Source organism: Halorubrum zhoui (assembly GCF_051194155.1).
In the GTDB taxonomy this organism is placed as follows: domain Archaea; phylum Halobacteriota; class Halobacteria; order Halobacteriales; family Haloferacaceae; genus Halorubrum.
On record NZ_JBLZNJ010000008.1, the window covers coordinates 67,139 to 84,212 of the forward strand.

Genomic DNA, 17,074 nt, shown 5'->3' on the forward strand with positions numbered 1-17,074 from the left:
TCGTCGATGTGCGAACGTCGCTCACGGCGCGCCTCCGTCGAGGACGTCGTCGAACGCGTACCACCCCGGCTCGCGCCCCGCAAGCCAGGCGGCGGCATCGAGTGCACCGGCCGCGAACACCGCGCGATCCCCCGCGCTGTGTGCGAGCGAGAGCGCCTCGTCGTTGCCGGCGAGCAACACCTCGTGTTCGCCGGTGACGTCGCCGGCACGCCGCGCGTGGACGCCGATCTCACCCGGCTCCCGAGGCGCATTCCCGGCTCTGCCGTGAACGCGCTCCTCGAGGTCCGGTCGGGCCGCCTCGATGTCCTCGAGCAGCGTCGTGGCCGTTCCAGAGGGGGCGTCGCGCTTTCCGTTGTGGTGTGTCTCCGTCAGCTCGACGTCGTACCCCGGCACCGCCGCGACGGCCGCCGTGACCGCTCGCCGGAGGGCAGCGACGCCGCGAGAGAAGTTCGTCGCCCACAGCACGGGCGTCTGTGTCGCCATCTCGCGCAGGTGCGTTCGCTCCGCGTCGTCGAAGCCGGTCGTCCCGGTGACGACGCCGACGCCGGCCGAGGCAGCGGCCGACGCGTACTCGAGTGCCGAGGATGGACCGGTGAAGTCGACGAGGACGTCGACCGGCTCCGCGTCGAGTAGCCCACCGAGCGACCCCGCATCGTCGACCGGAACGTCAGCGACCTGTTCGACGGACGAGCGACTCACCGCGACCGCGACCTCGACGTCTGCTCGTGGGGCGGCCGTCTCGAGCACCGTTTGGCCCATGCGACCGGTCGCGCCGGTGACGGCGATCTGAACCGCCGCTGTGTCGGCCGCGGTCATTCGACCGCCTCCGGCGGCTCGGCTGCCGGCGTGTGGTCTTCGTACCGTTCGAGCACCTCGCGAAGCGACTCGCGGTGCTCTGGGGCGAGTCGCGTGAGCGGGGACCGAACCGTCGGGCCGCCGCGGCCGCGAATGTGCATCGCTTCCGTGACGGGGATCGGATTCGTCTCGACGAACAGCTCTCGCACGAGCGGGCCGAGTTCGTGGTGGAGCGTTCGGGCGCGGTCGTAGTCTCCAGAGAGCGCGGCACCGACCATGGCACACGTCCGCTCGGGCTCGACGTTCGCCACGACGCTTATCGTCCCGGTCCCGCCGACAGAGAGGATCGGCAGCGTGAGCCCGTCGTCACCGGAGAGCACCGAAAACGTCTCTTCACGGGTCGCCTCGACGACTTCGCTTATCTGCCCGAGGTCACCCGACGCCGCCTTGTACCCCTGCACGTTTGGATGGGTCGCGAGTTCGGCGGCGACGTCGACCGGGATCGACCGACCCGTGCGCGAGGGCACGTTGTAGACGATCTGCGGAAGGTCGATCGCGTCGGCGATCGTCTGATAGTGTTCGAGGAGTCCGGCGGGCTCGGGCCTGTTGTAGTACGGCGATATCAGGAGGAGCCCGTCGGCACCGGCGTCCGCGGCGCGGCGCGACAGCGAGAGCGCCTCCGCGGTGTTGTTCGACCCCGTCCCGGCGATCACGGGTACGTCGTCGACGGCGTCGCGGACCGTCTCGACGACCTCGATGTGCTCGTCGTGAGTCATCGTCGCCGACTCGCCGGTCGAGCCGACCGGGACGACGCCGTCGACGCCGGATCGCTCGAGGTAGCGCGCGTTCTCGGCGAGTTGGTCGTGGTCGACCGTGCCGTCGTCGGTAAACGGCGTCGTCATCGCGGGGTACACCCCCTGGAACGGCTCGGTGTCTGTGTCGGTGGCTGTGCGGTTCGTCGTCGTGTACGGCGTCGTGGTTCTCGTAGTCGACATCGGTGTGATGGTCGTGGACGTGGCGTCCGTGGGCGTGGTGGAAACCGGTGTGTCGGGGGCCGGTCTCCTCGGTCGCGGTGTCGGTGCGTCGCGCGGATCGGGGCCGTCCGAAACGGGGATGCCACTCCCGCCTGGGGACGTCTCAGACCCGTTTCGGTTTCCGAGAGAAGGGACGCGCCGCTGTCGGCCGCGGCGTGCCGGCCATCGGCGCGTGCTGCGTCACGACTTCGGCTACACGAGAGAGCGAGTTATAGGTTGTGGGTCGTCACGTACGTTTTTGCCGCTACCGCCCGTCCGTGTAGATCCGATGGCCACGACAGCAGACGACGAGACGGCGGGGCGCCGCGAGTACGATCCCAACGCCGAGCACGCGTTCCCGGACGCGCGACTCAACGAGGTGCTCAACGAGATCCGCGACGATCCGGAGATAACCACGTACCTCGAGGCTCAGAACGTCAACGCGGTCACGCGCAAGGGGTACAACGACCACGGGACCAAACACGTCGGGATCGTCAGAGACCGTGCGCTCCGGCTCTACGACCTGCTCAAGACCGGTGGGGTGCGATTCAACGGCGCCAGCCAGCAGGGGCTCGAAGAGGCAGACGAACCCGTGATCGTCGCGCTCGCGGCGACGCTACACGACGTCGGCCACGTCGTCCACCGCGACCGGCACTCATACTACTCGATACCGCTCGCAGCCGACATCCTCGACCGGCTCCTGCCGTCGTTTTACGACGTCGAGGCACAGGTTCGCGTGAAAGCCGAGGTGCTCCACGCCATCCTCTGTCATCACACCGAAGAGGAGCCGCTGACGCGCGAGGCGGGCGTGATCCGAATCGCAGACGGCCTCGACATGGAGCAGGGCCGTTCGCGCGTTCCGTACGAGAAGGGCGGCCGCGGCATCAACACCGTCTCCTCACAGGCGATCGAGTCGGTCAGTCTCCGCCCGGACGACGACGTCCCCGTCGAAGTCGAGATCCGGATGAACAACGCCGCGGGCGTCTACCAGGTGGACTCCCTGCTGAAGGCCAAAGTCGACGGCTCGCTGCTCGAAGACGTCGTTCGCATCGTCGCCGTCAACACCCGAGGTGACGGCGAGAGCTCGCTCGTCGAACGGATCGAACTCTGAGCCGGGTGCAGCGGTCCACGCGGCGAAACCCAGCAGGGGCCGCCGGCTCTCGGGGGTTTTATACCCACGAGCGCCTCCCGAGAGCCAGACACTGGTCGTGGCCCGGTTCGGAAACTCGATTCGATTGTTGGGAAACGCGGAGTTCGCCTCGCTCGCGGGGACGGCGTTCGCGCGCAGTCAGGCGTACTCGACGGTGCTCATCGCGCTCGCGCTGTACGCCGACCTGTTCGGCACCACGGGCACCGTCGAGGGACTGTTCGGGACCGCCTTCGCGGTGGTCCAACTCGTCGTCGTCCTGCCGCTCGGCCGGGCGGTCGACACGGGCAACGCGAAGCGATACCTGCTCGCCGGGTTCCTGATCAACGTCGCCGTCTTCGTCGGGTTCGCGCTCGTCGACTCGCCGACGCACGTGATCCTCGTCCGAATGCTCCAAGGGCTCGGTGCGAGCGTCCTCTGGATCACCGGCGTGACGATCATCGGCGAGGTGAGCCCCGACGACAGCCAGGGGCTGTGGCTCGGCTCGTACAACCAGTTCGCGTCCGTCTCCTCGCTCACCGGAGACCTGCTCGGCGGGTACCTGCTGTACGCCTACGGCTTCACCGAGACGTACGCGGTGCTCTCGGTTATCACGCTCGGGTCGTTCGCGCTCGTCTACCGCTTTCTGCGCGACAATCCCGGCGGGCGAACCGATCCGGACGACGCCGGCGGTCTCGAGACGTTTCGGTCGCTCGTCGCGCTGCCGATGCTGCGGTCGCTCGTCGTCTTTCGATTCAGCTTCAGCGTCGGGAAGATGGCCGTCATCATCTTCCTCCCGATATACGCCCGCACGACGTTCGACATCTCGGCGTTCGCCATCGGGTGGATCATGGCCGGCGGCAAGGCGACGAAGGCGGTCACACAGGGGTTCGTCGGGGACCTGACCGACCGGTACGGGTGGCGTCACGGGTTCGTCGGACTCGGTGCCGCACTCTACGGAGTCGGAACGGCGGCGATTCCGCTCGCGGCGGTGGCCGACGGACGGATCGCCCCCGTCACCGTCTCGTACCTCGGCGACACCCAGACCCTCGGCGGGGCGTTCTTCGCGCTGTTCGTGGCCTACTCGCTGCTCGGCGTCGCCGACTCCGTCCGACTGCCGGCGAGTATGTCGTTGTTCGTCGACGAGGGTGAGCGCCACGAGGCGGTCGCCAGCGCGATGTCGCTCCGGTCGATCTCCTGGAAGGTAGGGCAGGTCGTCGGTCCCGTCCTCGTCGGCGCGACGATGGACGTGACGAGCACGGAGACCGGCTTTCTGCTCGCGGCGGGCTTCATCGCCTTCTCGACGACGCTCTTCGCGGTCCACGCACGCCGCGCGGTGGCCCGGTCGAGAGCCGCGGCCTGAGCGGTGGCCGCGGTATCTCGGGCTGACCTGCTGGTCGCGACGGTTACCGTCGGAAGCGACTTTACCGTCGTCGGTGTACCGCGCGTATGACCGACGACGAAACCCTCACCGCCCTCCGCGTGAGCGCCGACTACCAGTTCGGAGCCGGTGTGGGCGACGCGCTCTTCCCGCCCGACGAACCGATCACCGTCCGGTACTCGAGCGGGGGCCGACCGCGCCAGGTCCTCGCCGGTGACGTCGACGAGACGCCAGGGAGCCCGGTCGGAGACCGGATCGCTACCTACGGCACCGACGGCCGGTTCACCCTCGGCCAGACCGGAGCGAGGCGCATGCAGGCCGCGCTCTCGCCTCCGTCGTCCCGTGTCGTCGTCGGCGAAGAGAGCGAGCCGTACGTCAGAGACGGTCGAAACGCCTTCGCCAAGTTCGTCGTCGACGCGGACCGCGCCATCCGCCCCGGCGACGAGGTGGTCGTCGTCGACGAGTGCGACCGGCCGCTCGCGGTCGGCCGCGCCGAGCTCTCTGGTGCCGAGGCGCTCGCGTTCGCCAGTGGGGCGGCGGTGAAGGTGCGCCACGGGTTCGACGCCGCGTGACACCGCGTCGAGGTCGGTCGCGTCGGTGATGCGTCACAGCACGCCGACCAGCCCGACGGCCTCGACGAGCGGCACCCCGGCGAGCACGGAGCCGAGCAGGTAGCCGCCGATCGCCCCGCCGTTGAGCAGCGGGAGTCCGGCGTGCGGTCGCCCACGCATCACCCAGCGTAACAACAGGAGGAGCCCGCCGATGGTTCCGGTCGCCGCGAGCAGCGCGGGGAGGTTCACGCCGAGATAGGGCACCGACAGCGGCGCAGCCGGCGAGAACGTCGCCGCGCTCGCGACGAGCACCGCCGGGATGACCGCGTCGCCGAGGCCGATGAAGAAGGCGTCGCGGTCGCCTTCCGTCGGTTCGTCTGCAGCCGAGTCGGCGTCGTCTCCCGCCTCGCGCTCGACGGCCGACGGCTCGTCGGCCTCGTCGGACGCTGCGCCGCGTTCGGCGTCTGCGCTCTTCGTCTCGTCGTCAGGCGACTCATCGAGCAGCGAGTACGAGAGCGAGAGCGGGATCACGAGGACGACGGGGATGTTCAGGGCCATCACGCCCTCGGCGAGCGAGAGCATGTGTTCGGTTCCGTACACCGAGACCGCGTCGTACACCGCGAGTGCGGCCAACAAGACGAGCGCAGGGAGGAGCCCGAACGAGATGCCGAACAACCCCGCTGCGCCGGCTCCCATCAGTACCCCGGCGGTGTCGACGACGTACCACTCGGGGTGAGCGAGCAGGCCGACGGCGACGGCGACCGCAGGGACCGCGGCGACGAGCGGCGGCACCACTGCCGCGAACACGTACCACGAGAGCCACGCGGAGACGCCGACGATGAGCAGTCGAACTGCCCAGTCGAACTCGTACCGGAACGCGGCCAGCATCACGCCGCTCATCGCGAGTATCGCGACCAGGTACAGCAGGCTGTTCGCCGGGTCCTGAGGGTTTTCGACCGGTTGATAGCCACTCGCGGTGAACGCGGGGACCAACGCGAGTGCCCCCGCCTGCACGGCGAGAAACAGCCCGACAGCGAAGACGACGCCGCGGTACTCGCGGGAAAGCATGTACACGACCGTTCGACACACGCCGGTATCCTCCTTGCGCTTCCGCCCGGGCAGTGCGGCTGTTCGGCGCGTGAGTGATCGAGACGTCGATGGAGGTTCGTCGGCTGTACGTCACGTCGGCGGCCGAAGGCGGGAGGCGAGCGGGTGACCGGCCGTGACCAGCGGACCCCCAAACTGTGTCGATGCCGGTCACCCGAGGCGGGACGGGCGCGGGTCGGATTCGCCGAACCTCGACGAGAAAAGCGTCGAACCTCGGCACCGATAGGTACGTCACTCTCAGGTATAAACCCACGGGACCGCCGGCGCCCAGCGGCTCGACCTCAGCCGTCGGTCGACAACGACCGGCGGAGTGCGGTCTCGAGGTTGTCGAGTTCCGCGTCGAAGTTGCGCTGGAAGAACGACTCGACGCCCGGCAGTGCCCCTTCGACGACGAACTCATTCGCCAACCGACAGCCGGTCGCCGTCTCCTGTATCTCGTGTTCACCGGTGACGCGGAACGCACGCGATTTGCCGACGAACTTCACCCGGTTCGGCGGACGGCGGTCGACTTCCTCGGTCTCGACCGTGATCGTCGATCGGATCATCGGAATCGGCAGGGCGACGTGCCACGTCGCCGTTCCGTCCTCGTGGACCTCGAAGGTGTCCACGACGCTTATCGCTCCCGCGCGCTTTTCGGCGTCGGAGATGAACGCCCACACGGCCGCTGGCGGGGCGTCGAACTCGAACGTCCGGGAGACCCTGACGGTCATATTACGTCGTCGTTCTACCGACAATTAAATGCCGGGGAGTCGGCATCGCGGGGCGAGGGGCGGCGGTCACGACGCGGGCGTCATCACGATCGGCTCACGCGCCACGTCGTCGAGCGGGCCCGACCCCACTTTTCGATCTCGACGTCGTCGGCCTTCTCGGCTAAGTGCGGCAGACGGGAGCCGACCTGTTTTGCGGTGAGGCCGATGGCGTCGGCAATCGTCTTCGAGCGGAGGTACCGCTCGCCACGAGTGACGCTGTCGGTGAGGTACGCGAGGATCCGTCGTTCTTCCTCGGTATACTCGCTCATCGAGCGATCAAAGGCGGTTGACGGGCTTAACGGTTTCTCGTATCACCCGTCACTCGAAGACCTGTACCGCGACGACGGCGAGCAGCGCACAGACGAAGGCGGCGCCGAACCCCCACGCCTTCCCGAGTTGCGTCGGGTACCCGAACATCACGGCAGCGCCCACGAGCGCCACGGCCGACAGCGCGAGGGTCACGCCGAGCCCCTTGTCGGACGAGAGAGTTGCCTCGGACATACGAGAGGCTTCGCGGGCCGCTACTTAGTTCATACGGACCGGCGGACGACCGCGCGCCACCCGGCCGTCTCACACGATGTGGACGTGCTCTGAGGCCTCGTTGAGCGCGAGATTTGCGGCGATCTCGGCGTTTCGCATGGCGTACTCGGCGGTGTGTTGGAGGCTGACGAGTACCTCTCGGGTCAACAACAACACGGTGTTGTCGAGGTCGGTCGGGAGCTCGTCGAGGATCTCCTGCTCGCGGTCTTCGAGCCTGGCGAAGCGGTCGCGACACTCGACGGTGAGGTCGTAGTCGCGCTCGACGACCGCCCGAACCGCGAGCGCGGTGAGCTCGTCCACCTGATCGGTGAACTCCCGTATCTGTCGCATCGTGGCGCTGTCGACGTCGAGCGTGTGGCCGTCTGCCTCCATCACGATGTCTGCGATGTCCTCGGCGTTGTCGGCGGTGAGCTCGAGGTTCTTCGCGACGGAACGGTAGCCGATGAGCGGGAACCCCTCTTCTAATCCGACGGCCCGCGCGAGATTGGGGTTCTGGTAGGCGGTGAAGATGAGCCGCAACAACAACACGAATATCTTGTTCGCCTGTCGTTCGCGGTTGAGCGACCGCTGGGCGAGGTCAGCGTTTCCGTGTGCGAGAGCTTTGACCGCCTCGCCACGCATCGTCGATCCCGTGTTCTCGAGCCGTTCGAGCAGGTTGTCGAGGGTGAAGTCCTCGGGGTCGACCGAACAGCGAATCGAGATGTCCTCGGGGGTCTCCTCTATCACGCCGAGTCCCATGAGCTGGGTCTCGGCTTTGTACACCGCGTTGATGTGCTCGCTGTCGAGCGTCCCCTCGCTCTCGACGTGAATGACCCGCCGACCGAGCACGTACTGGGCGACGACCGCGCGCTCGAGTGCCTGGGCGTCGAGGCCGTCCGCGCTGAGTATCGCCTCCGACTCCTCGTTGCTCACCGACTCCGGTAACACCGTGAGCGTCCCCTTCCCGCCCATCCGCAGCGACACCTCGTCGCCCTTCTCCACGCCGTGGTCCTGTGCCCACTCGGCGGGCAGCGTCATCGCCAACGTCGACGGGCCCAGCCGCTGGACTTTCCGCGTCTCCATGGCCCCCGATACGACAGGATACTCCTTAACCTTGTTCCCATGCTCATTATATTCGACGCGCGATGTACAAGGTGTACAACGGCGTGCTGCCGAGCGCGCCGGTTGCTGTGCACACGGCGATCACGACGGGGCGACACCCTGGTCCGTTCGTGTGCCTCAGCCGCTCGTCGCAGGCTCGAACCCATCCAAGAGCGCGCGGAGCGCGGCGGCGAGCTCTTCGAACCGGTCGACCTCCATCGAGTCGGTCGTCACCCACACGCCGTGTCCGTTCGTGATGACCCGTGTGAGGTAGCCGTTTGCGAACACTCGGACGGTGAACTGGTACGCGCCGAGTTGGGTGTCTCGATACAGCGACTGGGCGTGGAATCCGTGCCGCTCGCTCTCTGCGAACCCCACGAGGTCGGCGGTGCGGTCGAGTTCCTCGCGCAGGTACAGCTGTTCGACCGCGTCCTCGGTAAAGTACGTGACACTCCGAAGTTCGTCGCCGGTCGCGGTTCGCGCGGCGCGGACCAACTCGTCACCGTCTGTCGTCGATAGGTGTGACATGTCGTCACGTGTGTCGGGATCGTACATGAGCGTGGGGGTGTGACACATGGACTTGCGCTGGAGTGTGGTGTGTGACGGTCAGACGGCTCGCACCGACGCGACCGCGATGCCGGAGCCGAGGGACAGAGTTTAGCGACTCGGCCGAGTTGCCCCGATGTATGAGCGGCAACGACGACGTCTGTGTGCTGTTGCCGGCCTTCGAAGAGGCAGAGACGGTCGGGAGCGTCGTCGGGGCGTTTCGCGACGTGGGGTTCGAGAACGTGCTCGTCGTCGACGGCGACTCCACTGACGGAACCCGTGAGGCGGCGCGGGCAGCCGGCGCGCGCGTCGTCGTCCAGTCGGGGACCGGCAAGGGCCAGGCCGTCCGGGAGGCCGTCCACGAGCACGTCCAAGCCCCGTACGTGTTGATGGCCGACGCCGACGCGACCTACGATCCGGCAGACGCCGACGCGATGGTCGAACCGCTCCGCGCGGGCGAAGCCGAACACGTCGTCGGCGACCGGTTCGCCGACATGCGCCCGGGGGCGATGACCCGGCTGAACCGCGTCGGCAACCGGCTCATCAACGGCGCGTTTCGGCTCATCCACGGCGACGCGTACGGTGACATCCTCTCCGGGTACCGCGCGTTCACCCGCGAGTCCTTCCGTCGCCTCCCGCTGTCGGCCGACGGGTTCGGCATCGAGACCGAGCTCGCCGTCGAGTGCGTCAAACAACGGGTGCCGGTGACCGTGGTACCCGTCACGTACCGACCGCGGCCCGACGGCTCCTCGACGAACCTGCATCCCGTTCGTGACGGCGGGGTGATATTCCTCGAACTCTACCGCAAGGCGAAGACGAACAACCCGTTGTTCTACTTCGGCAGCGTCGGTGCGGTCTCGACGGCCCTCGGTGCGGTCATGGCTGGCTTCGTGCTCTACCGGTGGATCCGGTTCGACGTGGGCCACGAGATCGTCGCCGTCGCCGGTACCGGTGCGATCATCTTGGGGATCCAGCTGCTCGTCTTCGGCGTCCTCGCCGACATGATCCTCTCGCTACACCGCGAGGCCGAAGACCGCCGGACCCGCGCGGTCGCTCGGGCGAGGACGTCGAACCCGACGCACGGCGATCGGGTACCACACGACGACGCGCCCGCCGCCAGCGTCGCCGGGGTCGACGAACACGACGGTGGGACTCCCGGCGTCGCCGACGGTGCTCCAGACGCGTCCGTCTCGGAGCCGCCGGAGCGGTGAGCCCCCCGCTCGGACCGTCAGTAGTTTGTACGTGGCCACAGAGACGCCACATCGTATGGACGAAAAACGCCTCGTCGTCGCCCTCTTCGGCGTCGTAGTCGCACTCATCGCCGGCTACATCGCCCACCGCTTCGTCGCCGCCTTGACCGTCGCCGTGTTTCTCTACTACTCGACGCGGCGGTTCTACCACGCCCTCGGTCGCTTTCGGCTTCCCGCCCGGCTCCGGGCGGCGACCGCCCTCTCCGTGATCGCCGTCCCCCTCTTGTTTCTGTTGAGCTCCACGATCGTTTTATTGCTCGTCGAAGCGCGCCGGTTCATCGAACGGTACCCCATAGCCGAGTCGGTCGGCGGCGGGGAGCCGTGGATCGGTCGACTCCAACGGCTCTCTGACCTCTCCGTTCGTGGCGCTATCGACGCGTATCGGTCCGGACAGTTCGACCCGCTCGTCGGGCTCGTCGTCGACAACGCCGCGCTGTTGACGAACACCGCATCGGGGTTCCTCCTCAACGTGCTGATCACCGTCGTCGTCACCTACTACCTGCTCCTCGACGGCTCGACGCTTCACGCGTGGCTGCTCCGATTCGACGACGACGCGATCGTTCGTGAGTACCTCGAGGCGGCCGACGCAGAGCTCGAGGCGGTGTTGTACGGGAACCTGCTCAACGTCATCGCCATCTCGATCATCGCCATCGTGACGTACACCGCGTACAACGTCGTCGCGCCGCCGGCGGTCTCCGTGCCGTATCCGACCCTCTCGGGGGCGCTCACCGGCATCGCGAGTCTAATCCCCGTCGTCGGAATGAAGATCGTCTACCTCCCACTCGCGGGCGTGACCGCCGTGCCGGCACTGCTCGGCTCTGACACCGGGCTGCTGGCGTACGTCGCCGTCTTGCTCGCGGTCGCCGTCGTCGTCGTCGATACCGTCCCCGACGTGGTGTTGCGACCGTACTTCAGCGGCGAGACGACCCACGTCGGCCTGTTGATGCTGGCGTACATCTTCGGCCCGGTCGTCTTCGGCTTCCACGGACTATTCCTCGCGCCTATCGTGCTCGTCCTCGTCTTGACGTTCGGAGACACGGCACTCCCGCGGCTGCTCGGCGTCGATCCAGACGAGCCGTCCCGACCACTCGCCACGGACCAGCGACGACTCGACGAGTTCCGGTGACCGATGCGGCGACGAAGCGCATAAATCCGTGCTCGTCGAGCATCAAAATACGTATGCGCGCGCACGTCATCGGTCTCGGCGGCGCAGGCGGCCGGATCGTCGACCGGCTCGCCGCCGACCGCGACCACGAGCGGTTCCTCCACGGGGTCTCCGCGTTCGACACCGACCGCACCGCCCTGGCGTCACTCTCGGCGGTCGGCGAGGATCGCCGTCACCGGTTCGGCGACGTCGCGAGCGGCGAGGGGCTCGCGGGCGACCTCCACGCCGGTCGCGAGATCGGGGACGCCCACGCCGACGAGCTGTGCCGTGCGATGGACGACCAGCGTCCGTCGCTCGCCGAGGCGTTCGTCCTCGTCGTCGGCCTCGGCGGTGGGGCCGGTGGCGGGGCGGCGCCGGCGCTCGCGGCCGAACTCGGGCGACTCTACGACACACCGGTGTACGCGGTCGGCGTCCTCCCGACGACGCCGGATCGTGGAGACGCCGCCGCCCCGTCGACACGAGACCCGGCCGAACGGACGAGCGGGACGGCCCCGCCGGCGGCCACAGCCGAACCGACGCGCCCGCTGAGCGAGAAGAACGCGGCGCGGACGCTCTCGGCGCTTTCCGACCGAACGGCTGCGGTGTTCCCGTTCGACACCGACGCCTGGCTCCGACGTGGCGAGACGCTGACCGACGCTCGCGAACGCATCAACGAGGTGATCACAGCCCACGTGTCGGCGCTGTTCGGCGCGGGAGAGACCGACGGCGACGCCGTCACCCCACAGCAGGTGCTCGACGCGAGCGACGTCGCCCGGGCAGTCGGCGAGACGGGTGAGATCGCCGCGCTCGGCTACGCGACACAGCGGGTCGACGCGCCCGAGTCGACGTCCTCGCGGTTCGGCCTCGGACTGTTCGGCTCCGACGAGTCGGCGGCCGTCGACGCGAGCACGGCCATCTCCGCCATCGAAACCGTGATCCGGAAGGCGACGCGTGGGAAGAACACGATAGCCGTCGCGGACGGTCGCGCCGACCGCACGCTGTTGATCGTCGGCGGGCCGCCCGCCTGGCTCAACCGCGAAGCGATAGCCGACGGTCGCCGGTGGCTCGCCGACGAGACCGGGTCCGGCGCGATACTGAGCGGTGACGCGCCGGTTCCCGGCAGCGAAGAGGTGTTCGCACTCGTCGTGCGGTCCGGCATCGACGAACCAGACCGCGTTCGAGCGATCCGCGAGTCGCTGCCCTGAGCCGACGACGTGCGGGTACCGACGACCCTCGACCGCGGGGCTTAATCGCTCGCCGACCCCTGCTTGTGTATGCCCGCAGCCGACGACGACCAACCGGTCACCATCGACGCTGATATCGCCGACGTCGAGACCGTCACCGCCCGACGAGACGAGCTGGTCTCGGCCGTCCGGTCACACGCCGGTAGGATAGCCCACCAGCTCGCACGACTGCAGGGAAGCGACTACGGCCGGGTCGAGCTCGCGACCGACGACGGCGAGTGGACGGTCAAACACGAGGCCGGCGACCTCGACTTCCTGTTGTTTTCACCCCGGAACGGTTCGGACACGTACGTCGTCTCGACGAAGCACCCACCGGAGCCGGCGGGACTCGCGACCGCACTCGCGGCGTACCCCGCGATGGTAGCGGCGTGGAACGATCACGTCGACTCGCTCTCTGGCGTGCTCGACGACGTGTCGACGGCGTTCCCCGACCCGGCCGTCACCGACGACCTCGTCGCCGAGCGCGACCGAGTGCTCGGCGCGATACGCGAGAGCTGCGCCGTCATCGCCGGCGAGATCTATCGGTACGAAGGCGACGATTACGGAACGTTCACGGCGCGCGTGGACGGCGACCGCTGGGAACTCAAGTGGGACGAGGGAGCGGTCTCGTACCTCCGGATCGGCGGCTCGAACGGCGTCTACCTCCTCTCGCAGTACGAGGCCCCCGGCGCGCCCGACGTGCGCGAGTACGCCGGCAGCTTCGGCGGGTTCGTCGACGCGTACAACGACTTCGTCGCGGAGCTCGAAAGCGACCTCGAGACGATAGCGGTCGACGACGACGTCGCCGACTAACAGCTCGCCCCGCCGTCCACCCACACCGTCTCGCCGGTGACGTAGTCGGCCTGTGCCGAGGCGAGGTACAGATACGCGCCGGGGAGGTCCGACGGTCGACCGGCTCGCGACGGGAGCCCCTCTGCGTCGGCGACGTCGGCTCTCGCCTCGGCCGACCACCCCTCGCGAATCTCAGTCGCGATCGGTCCGGGCGCGACCGCGTTGACCCGGATCCCGTGTGCGTCGAGCTCGATGGCTGCACTCCGCGTGAGCATCTGTACACCGCCCTTCGTCGCCGCGTAGTGGGCGTGGTTCGGCTCAGGCCGCTCTGCGGTCGTCGACGACGTGTTGACGACGGTGCCCTCGACGCCCCGGTCGATCATGTCGCGGGCCGCGAGCTGCGTGCCGAAGAACGTCCCGCGGAGGTTCACCGCCTGAACGGCTGTGAGGTCGTCGGGCGTGACCTCGAGGAACGACCGACTCCGGTGGACGCCCGCGTTGTTCACCATCACGTCGACGCCACCGAACGTTCGGGCCGCCTCGATCACCGACTCGATCTGCGTCGGATCGGTGACGTCCGTCTCGACGTAGGTGGCGGTCCCGCCGCGGTCTTCAACGAGCTCGTGCGTCGGAACCGTCTCCTCGAGGTCTTTTGGCGTCTCTCGAACGTCGGCGACGACCACGGTCGCGCCCGCGTCACCGAAGGCGCGCGCGACGGCGCGACCGATTCCGCTCGCCGCGCCCGTGACGACGACCGTCTCTCCGGAAAAGTCAGCATCGATCGTTCCCATGGCGGGTGTTCGACGCGTCTGACGCCTAAGGGTTGCCATCGGGCCAGCCGCTACGCGTCGTCATCGACGTGCTGCCACGTGATATTCGGCTAGACGATCCACCGCTGTGGATATCGATCCGACTACTCAGCAATCCTTATGCGTCGATGTGGTGTAGCGGTCGATAGATGTCGATCACTCTGCCCGGCCCGACCCTCGGCGTCATCGGCGGCGGCCAGCTTGGACGGATGCTCGCGGAGGCGGCGGCACCGCTTGGTGTCGACGTGGTCGTCCTCGACCCGACGCCGTCGTGTCCGGCCTCGACGGTCGCCCGCGACCAGGTCGTCGCCGACTTCGACGACGAGGACGCCATCGACGCCCTCGCGAGCCGCGTCGACGCGCTCACGTACGAGATAGAGCTCGCTGACCCCACCGCACTCGCTGCTGCGGGTGATACCCACGACGTGCCGGTTCACCCGACGCCAGCGACGCTAGAGACGATCCAGGACAAACTCGTCCAGACCGAAGCCCTCGCCGACGCGGGGATTCCGGTCCCCGAGTTCGCCGCCGTTGCGACCGCCGACGGGCTGGAACGACTCGTCGAGACGTTCGACGGCGTGATGCTCAAGGCGCGGCGAGGCGGGTACGACGGCCGCGGCAACGTCCCGGTCGAGGAGCCCTCGGAGGTGGCCGCGGCGCTCGAGGCGGTCGGCGGCGACGCGATGGCAGAGCGCCTCGTCGACTTCGAGCGCGAGATCGCCGTGATGGGACTGAAGGGCGCGAACGGGGAGACGCGCACGTACCCCGCGACCGAGACGATCCACCGCGAGGAGATCCTCCGCGAGAGCGTGACCCCGGCGCGAACGACCGACGAGCGGCTACAGCGGGCCCAATCGGTCGCCGAGGACGTGCTCGCGTTTCTCGACGGCCGCGGCGTGTACGGGATCGAGCTGTTCGAGACGCCTGCGGGGGAGATACTCGTCAACGAGATCGCTCCGCGCCCGCACAACTCGGGCCACTGGACGATCGAGGGCGCGGCGACCTCACAGTTCGAGAACCACGTCCGGGCCGTGCTGGGCTGGCCGCTCGGCCCGACTGGCCTCGTCGCACCCGCGGCCACCGCCAACGTGCTCGGCGACGTCACGGCGTCTCGGCGTCTCGACGACGGAACGGCACTCCACGGCGTCGACGACGTCCTCGAGGAGCCGTCGGCATCCCTCCACTGGTACGGGAAGGCGACCGTCAGGCCGCTGCGAAAGATGGGACACCTGACCGTCACCGCGGACGGATCGACGGCACCCACCGCGGACGGATCGACGGCACCGGCCGACGCCGGCGACGCCGTCCTCTCGCGGGCGCAGACGCTAAGTAACGGCCTCACGTTCAAGTCGGAGTAGCGTCGACGGACCCCGGTCGACCCTCACCAGTCGGCGAACCCGCCGTCGATCAGCGTCTCCGCCTGGTGTCGCACGTAAGCACGTTGTGCGTCGTGGACGGCCGTCTCGAACGCGTCGCCGTCCTCGAGCGCCGAGCGAACCCGCGCCTGCTTCCACGCTGCGGGGGTAGTGTGGGTCTCGGCGCGGTGTCGCAGCGGTGCGAGCCAGGACGACGCCTCCGTGGCGGTGCAGCCGGCCGCCTCGAGACCGGCCGTTGCGTGGTCGAGCAGGTCTTCGTACAGGACGTCGGTGTCGGTCGTGCGCGTGCCCGCACGGTCGATCCACGTCAGCTCGGCGTCGACGCCGTCGGCGACCGCCGCGTAGAAGTTGTCGCGGGCGGTCTCCCACTCGAGGTCGAGCACGGGGTGTTCACGGCGTGGGAGCGCACTCATTAGCCCGGCGAAGGCGGCCTGAAAGGCGATCGCGTCGCGCACCGTCGGCTGAGCGGGCACGGGTCGGAACTCGATGCGCGCGTTCGCACTCGAGCGCGTCGCTCCCTCGAACACCGGCCTGACCCACCGCCAGTAGCTGCCGTGTTTCGTCCGGAAGGTGGCAAACGCGTCGTCGAACCGGTCCGAGCCGTCCGGTTCGGGCATCGGGATCAGCGTCTCGTCGCGGGCGATGCGGTCGACGGCGGTCTCGACCTCGTAGACGTCTCTCGGGAAGCGGACCTTGCTCGCGTCAGTCTGTCCGTTGAGCACGGACTCGAAGACGTGGATCCGGTTCTCCGCTGCCCCCTCGGCGAGCACGCGCTCGCCGTCCCAGTCGTCGTCGTACAACGACGGCGGGAAGAACGGCGAGTTCACCCCCAGCGCCAGCAGCGGCCCGGCGATCCGGAGCGCATAGCGAAAGTGAACCGGGAGCGTGTCGGCCTGTGCGACCTGGTAGTGGGGCTGGATGGACGTGATCAGACTCTCGGGCATCACCGTGTCGGCCGCGAGGGTGACGCCCGGGGCCTCGAGGACGATCGGGTCGTCGTGGCCGGCGTTCGCCATGGCGTGGTAGCGCACCGCGTCGCTCATGTTCGCGGCGACGGTCACCCCCTCGACGTCCGCGCTGTCGGTGAGGTACTCGGCCGCAGACTCGCCGGCGGGCGGGATCGTCCAGACGCCGTCAGAGACCAACCGCATCCCCTCGACGCCGGCACAGTTCTCGGCCGCCTCGAGCCGGGCACGGACCTCGGCGAGCTGCGCGCGGAGCCCGTGATCGGAGAGCGGCTGTGGGCTGGTGCACATCTCGGCGTTGTGGAGCCCGAGCTCCTTTTCGAACCCCATCAGCTCCAACAGCCGCCGGGGCACCCGCATCAGTGCGTAGTCGCCGGCACGGGACTCCTCGCTCCAGCGGCCGTCGGCGACCGCGTAGAACTCGTACTCGAACCCGACGATCGACTGGTGGTTGTCGAACACGCCGCCGTGAAGCGCGTCCTTGACCGTCGCCGCCTCCTCCTCGGCGCGTGCTGTGAACTCGTCCGTATCGACGGCCAGTGCCGCGTCGACGCCGTCGGCAAGAGACGACTCGGTGTTCATGAACTGGGTCGTCGGTCCGCGCTGTCAAAAACTCCCCGACCGACG

The 17,074-nt window shown here is 68.4% G+C and carries 18 protein-coding genes; 8 read left to right on the forward strand and 10 right to left on the reverse strand.

All coding sequences use genetic code 11. The features are described 5' to 3' along the window. Nucleotides 1–21 precede the first annotated feature (21 nt). Both dapB and dapA read right to left on the reverse strand, forming a co-directional pair. On the reverse strand, nucleotides 22–816 hold the full coding sequence (gene dapB, locus ACNTAO_RS11765; protein ID WP_435162217.1) for a 4-hydroxy-tetrahydrodipicolinate reductase: 795 nt from the start codon (nucleotides 814–816) through the stop codon (nucleotides 22–24). Beyond that, complete coding sequence (gene dapA / locus ACNTAO_RS11770; RefSeq protein ID WP_435162218.1) at nucleotides 813–1,790, reverse strand: 4-hydroxy-tetrahydrodipicolinate synthase; 978 nt, start codon at nucleotides 1,788–1,790, stop codon at nucleotides 813–815. Before dapA ends, dapB begins: the two co-directional genes overlap by 4 nt. Before the next feature lie 307 nt (nucleotides 1,791–2,097). Between dapA and ACNTAO_RS11775 the strand changes: the two genes are divergently transcribed. The 3 genes from ACNTAO_RS11775 (at nucleotide 2,098) to ACNTAO_RS11785 (ending at nucleotide 4,887) form a co-directional block, all read left to right on the forward strand. Beyond that, entirely contained in the window at nucleotides 2,098–2,919 is an 822-nt protein-coding gene (locus ACNTAO_RS11775) for an HD domain-containing protein (RefSeq protein ID WP_435162219.1), read from the forward strand. Between the two features lie 97 nt (nucleotides 2,920–3,016). Beyond that, the gene (locus ACNTAO_RS11780; RefSeq protein ID WP_435162220.1) at nucleotides 3,017–4,297 is read left to right on the forward strand and encodes an MFS transporter; all 1,281 of its coding nucleotides are present in this window, start codon (nucleotides 3,017–3,019) and stop codon (nucleotides 4,295–4,297) included. An 86-nt stretch (nucleotides 4,298–4,383) separates the two neighbouring features. Continuing rightward, on the forward strand, nucleotides 4,384–4,887 hold the full coding sequence (locus ACNTAO_RS11785) for a PUA domain-containing protein (RefSeq protein ID WP_435162221.1): 504 nt from the start codon (nucleotides 4,384–4,386) through the stop codon (nucleotides 4,885–4,887). A gap of 33 nt (nucleotides 4,888–4,920) precedes the next feature. On the opposite strand, the gene ACNTAO_RS11790 is transcribed toward ACNTAO_RS11785, so the two are convergent. The 6 genes from ACNTAO_RS11790 to ACNTAO_RS11815 all read right to left on the reverse strand — a co-directional run bounded on the left by ACNTAO_RS11790 (nucleotide 4,921) and on the right by ACNTAO_RS11815 (nucleotide 8,870). Then, on the reverse strand, nucleotides 4,921–5,934 hold the full coding sequence (locus ACNTAO_RS11790) for a presenilin family intramembrane aspartyl protease PSH (protein WP_435162222.1): 1,014 nt from the start codon (nucleotides 5,932–5,934) through the stop codon (nucleotides 4,921–4,923). 320 nt (nucleotides 5,935–6,254) lie between these two features. Continuing rightward, nucleotides 6,255–6,683, reverse strand: a complete 429-nt coding sequence (locus ACNTAO_RS11795; protein ID WP_435162223.1) for an SRPBCC family protein — start codon at nucleotides 6,681–6,683, stop codon at nucleotides 6,255–6,257. An 83-nt stretch (nucleotides 6,684–6,766) separates the two neighbouring features. Beyond that, nucleotides 6,767–6,991: a DUF7123 family protein gene (locus ACNTAO_RS11800; protein WP_435162224.1), complete on the reverse strand. Its 225-nt coding sequence runs from the start codon at nucleotides 6,989–6,991 to the stop codon at nucleotides 6,767–6,769. Nucleotides 6,992–7,040: 49 nt separating this feature from the next. Next, nucleotides 7,041–7,223 carry a DUF7525 family protein gene (locus ACNTAO_RS11805; RefSeq protein ID WP_435162225.1) on the reverse strand — a complete coding sequence of 61 codons (183 nt, stop codon included), beginning with the start codon at nucleotides 7,221–7,223 and terminating at the stop codon, nucleotides 7,041–7,043. A 69-nt stretch (nucleotides 7,224–7,292) separates the two neighbouring features. After that, the gene (locus tag ACNTAO_RS11810) at nucleotides 7,293–8,324 is read right to left on the reverse strand and encodes a PhoU domain-containing protein (protein WP_435162226.1); all 1,032 of its coding nucleotides are present in this window, start codon (nucleotides 8,322–8,324) and stop codon (nucleotides 7,293–7,295) included. Between the two features lie 156 nt (nucleotides 8,325–8,480). Beyond that, nucleotides 8,481–8,870 carry a DUF7522 family protein gene (locus tag ACNTAO_RS11815; protein WP_435162227.1) on the reverse strand — a complete coding sequence of 130 codons (390 nt, stop codon included), beginning with the start codon at nucleotides 8,868–8,870 and terminating at the stop codon, nucleotides 8,481–8,483. Between the two features lie 158 nt (nucleotides 8,871–9,028). Between ACNTAO_RS11815 and aglJ the strand changes: the two genes are divergently transcribed. The 4 genes from aglJ to ACNTAO_RS11835 all read left to right on the forward strand — a co-directional run bounded on the left by aglJ (nucleotide 9,029) and on the right by ACNTAO_RS11835 (nucleotide 13,318). Beyond that, nucleotides 9,029–10,099: an S-layer glycoprotein N-glycosyltransferase AglJ gene (gene aglJ / locus ACNTAO_RS11820; RefSeq protein WP_435162228.1), complete on the forward strand. Its 1,071-nt coding sequence runs from the start codon at nucleotides 9,029–9,031 to the stop codon at nucleotides 10,097–10,099. Nucleotides 10,100–10,154: 55 nt separating this feature from the next. Then, nucleotides 10,155–11,264 carry an AI-2E family transporter gene (locus ACNTAO_RS11825; protein ID WP_435162229.1) on the forward strand — a complete coding sequence of 370 codons (1,110 nt, stop codon included), beginning with the start codon at nucleotides 10,155–10,157 and terminating at the stop codon, nucleotides 11,262–11,264. Between the two features lie 53 nt (nucleotides 11,265–11,317). Then, nucleotides 11,318–12,487, forward strand: a complete 1,170-nt coding sequence (locus ACNTAO_RS11830) for an FtsZ/tubulin family protein (RefSeq protein WP_435162230.1) — start codon at nucleotides 11,318–11,320, stop codon at nucleotides 12,485–12,487. 69 nt (nucleotides 12,488–12,556) lie between these two features. Then, a complete protein-coding gene (locus tag ACNTAO_RS11835) occupies nucleotides 12,557–13,318 on the forward strand; it encodes a profilin-fold protein (protein ID WP_435162231.1) in 762 nt (253 codons plus the stop codon). Here the strand turns inward: ACNTAO_RS11835 and ACNTAO_RS11840 are convergent. Beyond that, the gene (locus ACNTAO_RS11840) at nucleotides 13,315–14,088 is read right to left on the reverse strand and encodes an SDR family NAD(P)-dependent oxidoreductase (protein WP_435162232.1); all 774 of its coding nucleotides are present in this window, start codon (nucleotides 14,086–14,088) and stop codon (nucleotides 13,315–13,317) included. The two genes, ACNTAO_RS11835 and ACNTAO_RS11840, sit on opposite strands and share 4 nt — an antisense overlap. Before the next feature lie 167 nt (nucleotides 14,089–14,255). On the opposite strand from ACNTAO_RS11840, the gene ACNTAO_RS11845 reads away from it, so the two are divergent. Then, the gene (locus ACNTAO_RS11845; RefSeq protein ID WP_435162233.1) at nucleotides 14,256–15,464 is read left to right on the forward strand and encodes a 5-(carboxyamino)imidazole ribonucleotide synthase; all 1,209 of its coding nucleotides are present in this window, start codon (nucleotides 14,256–14,258) and stop codon (nucleotides 15,462–15,464) included. A 23-nt stretch (nucleotides 15,465–15,487) separates the two neighbouring features. Here the strand turns inward: ACNTAO_RS11845 and ACNTAO_RS11850 are convergent, their stop codons facing one another. Further along, complete coding sequence (locus tag ACNTAO_RS11850) at nucleotides 15,488–17,029, reverse strand: glutamate-cysteine ligase family protein (RefSeq protein ID WP_435162234.1); 1,542 nt, start codon at nucleotides 17,027–17,029, stop codon at nucleotides 15,488–15,490. Nucleotides 17,030–17,074 lie beyond the last annotated feature (45 nt).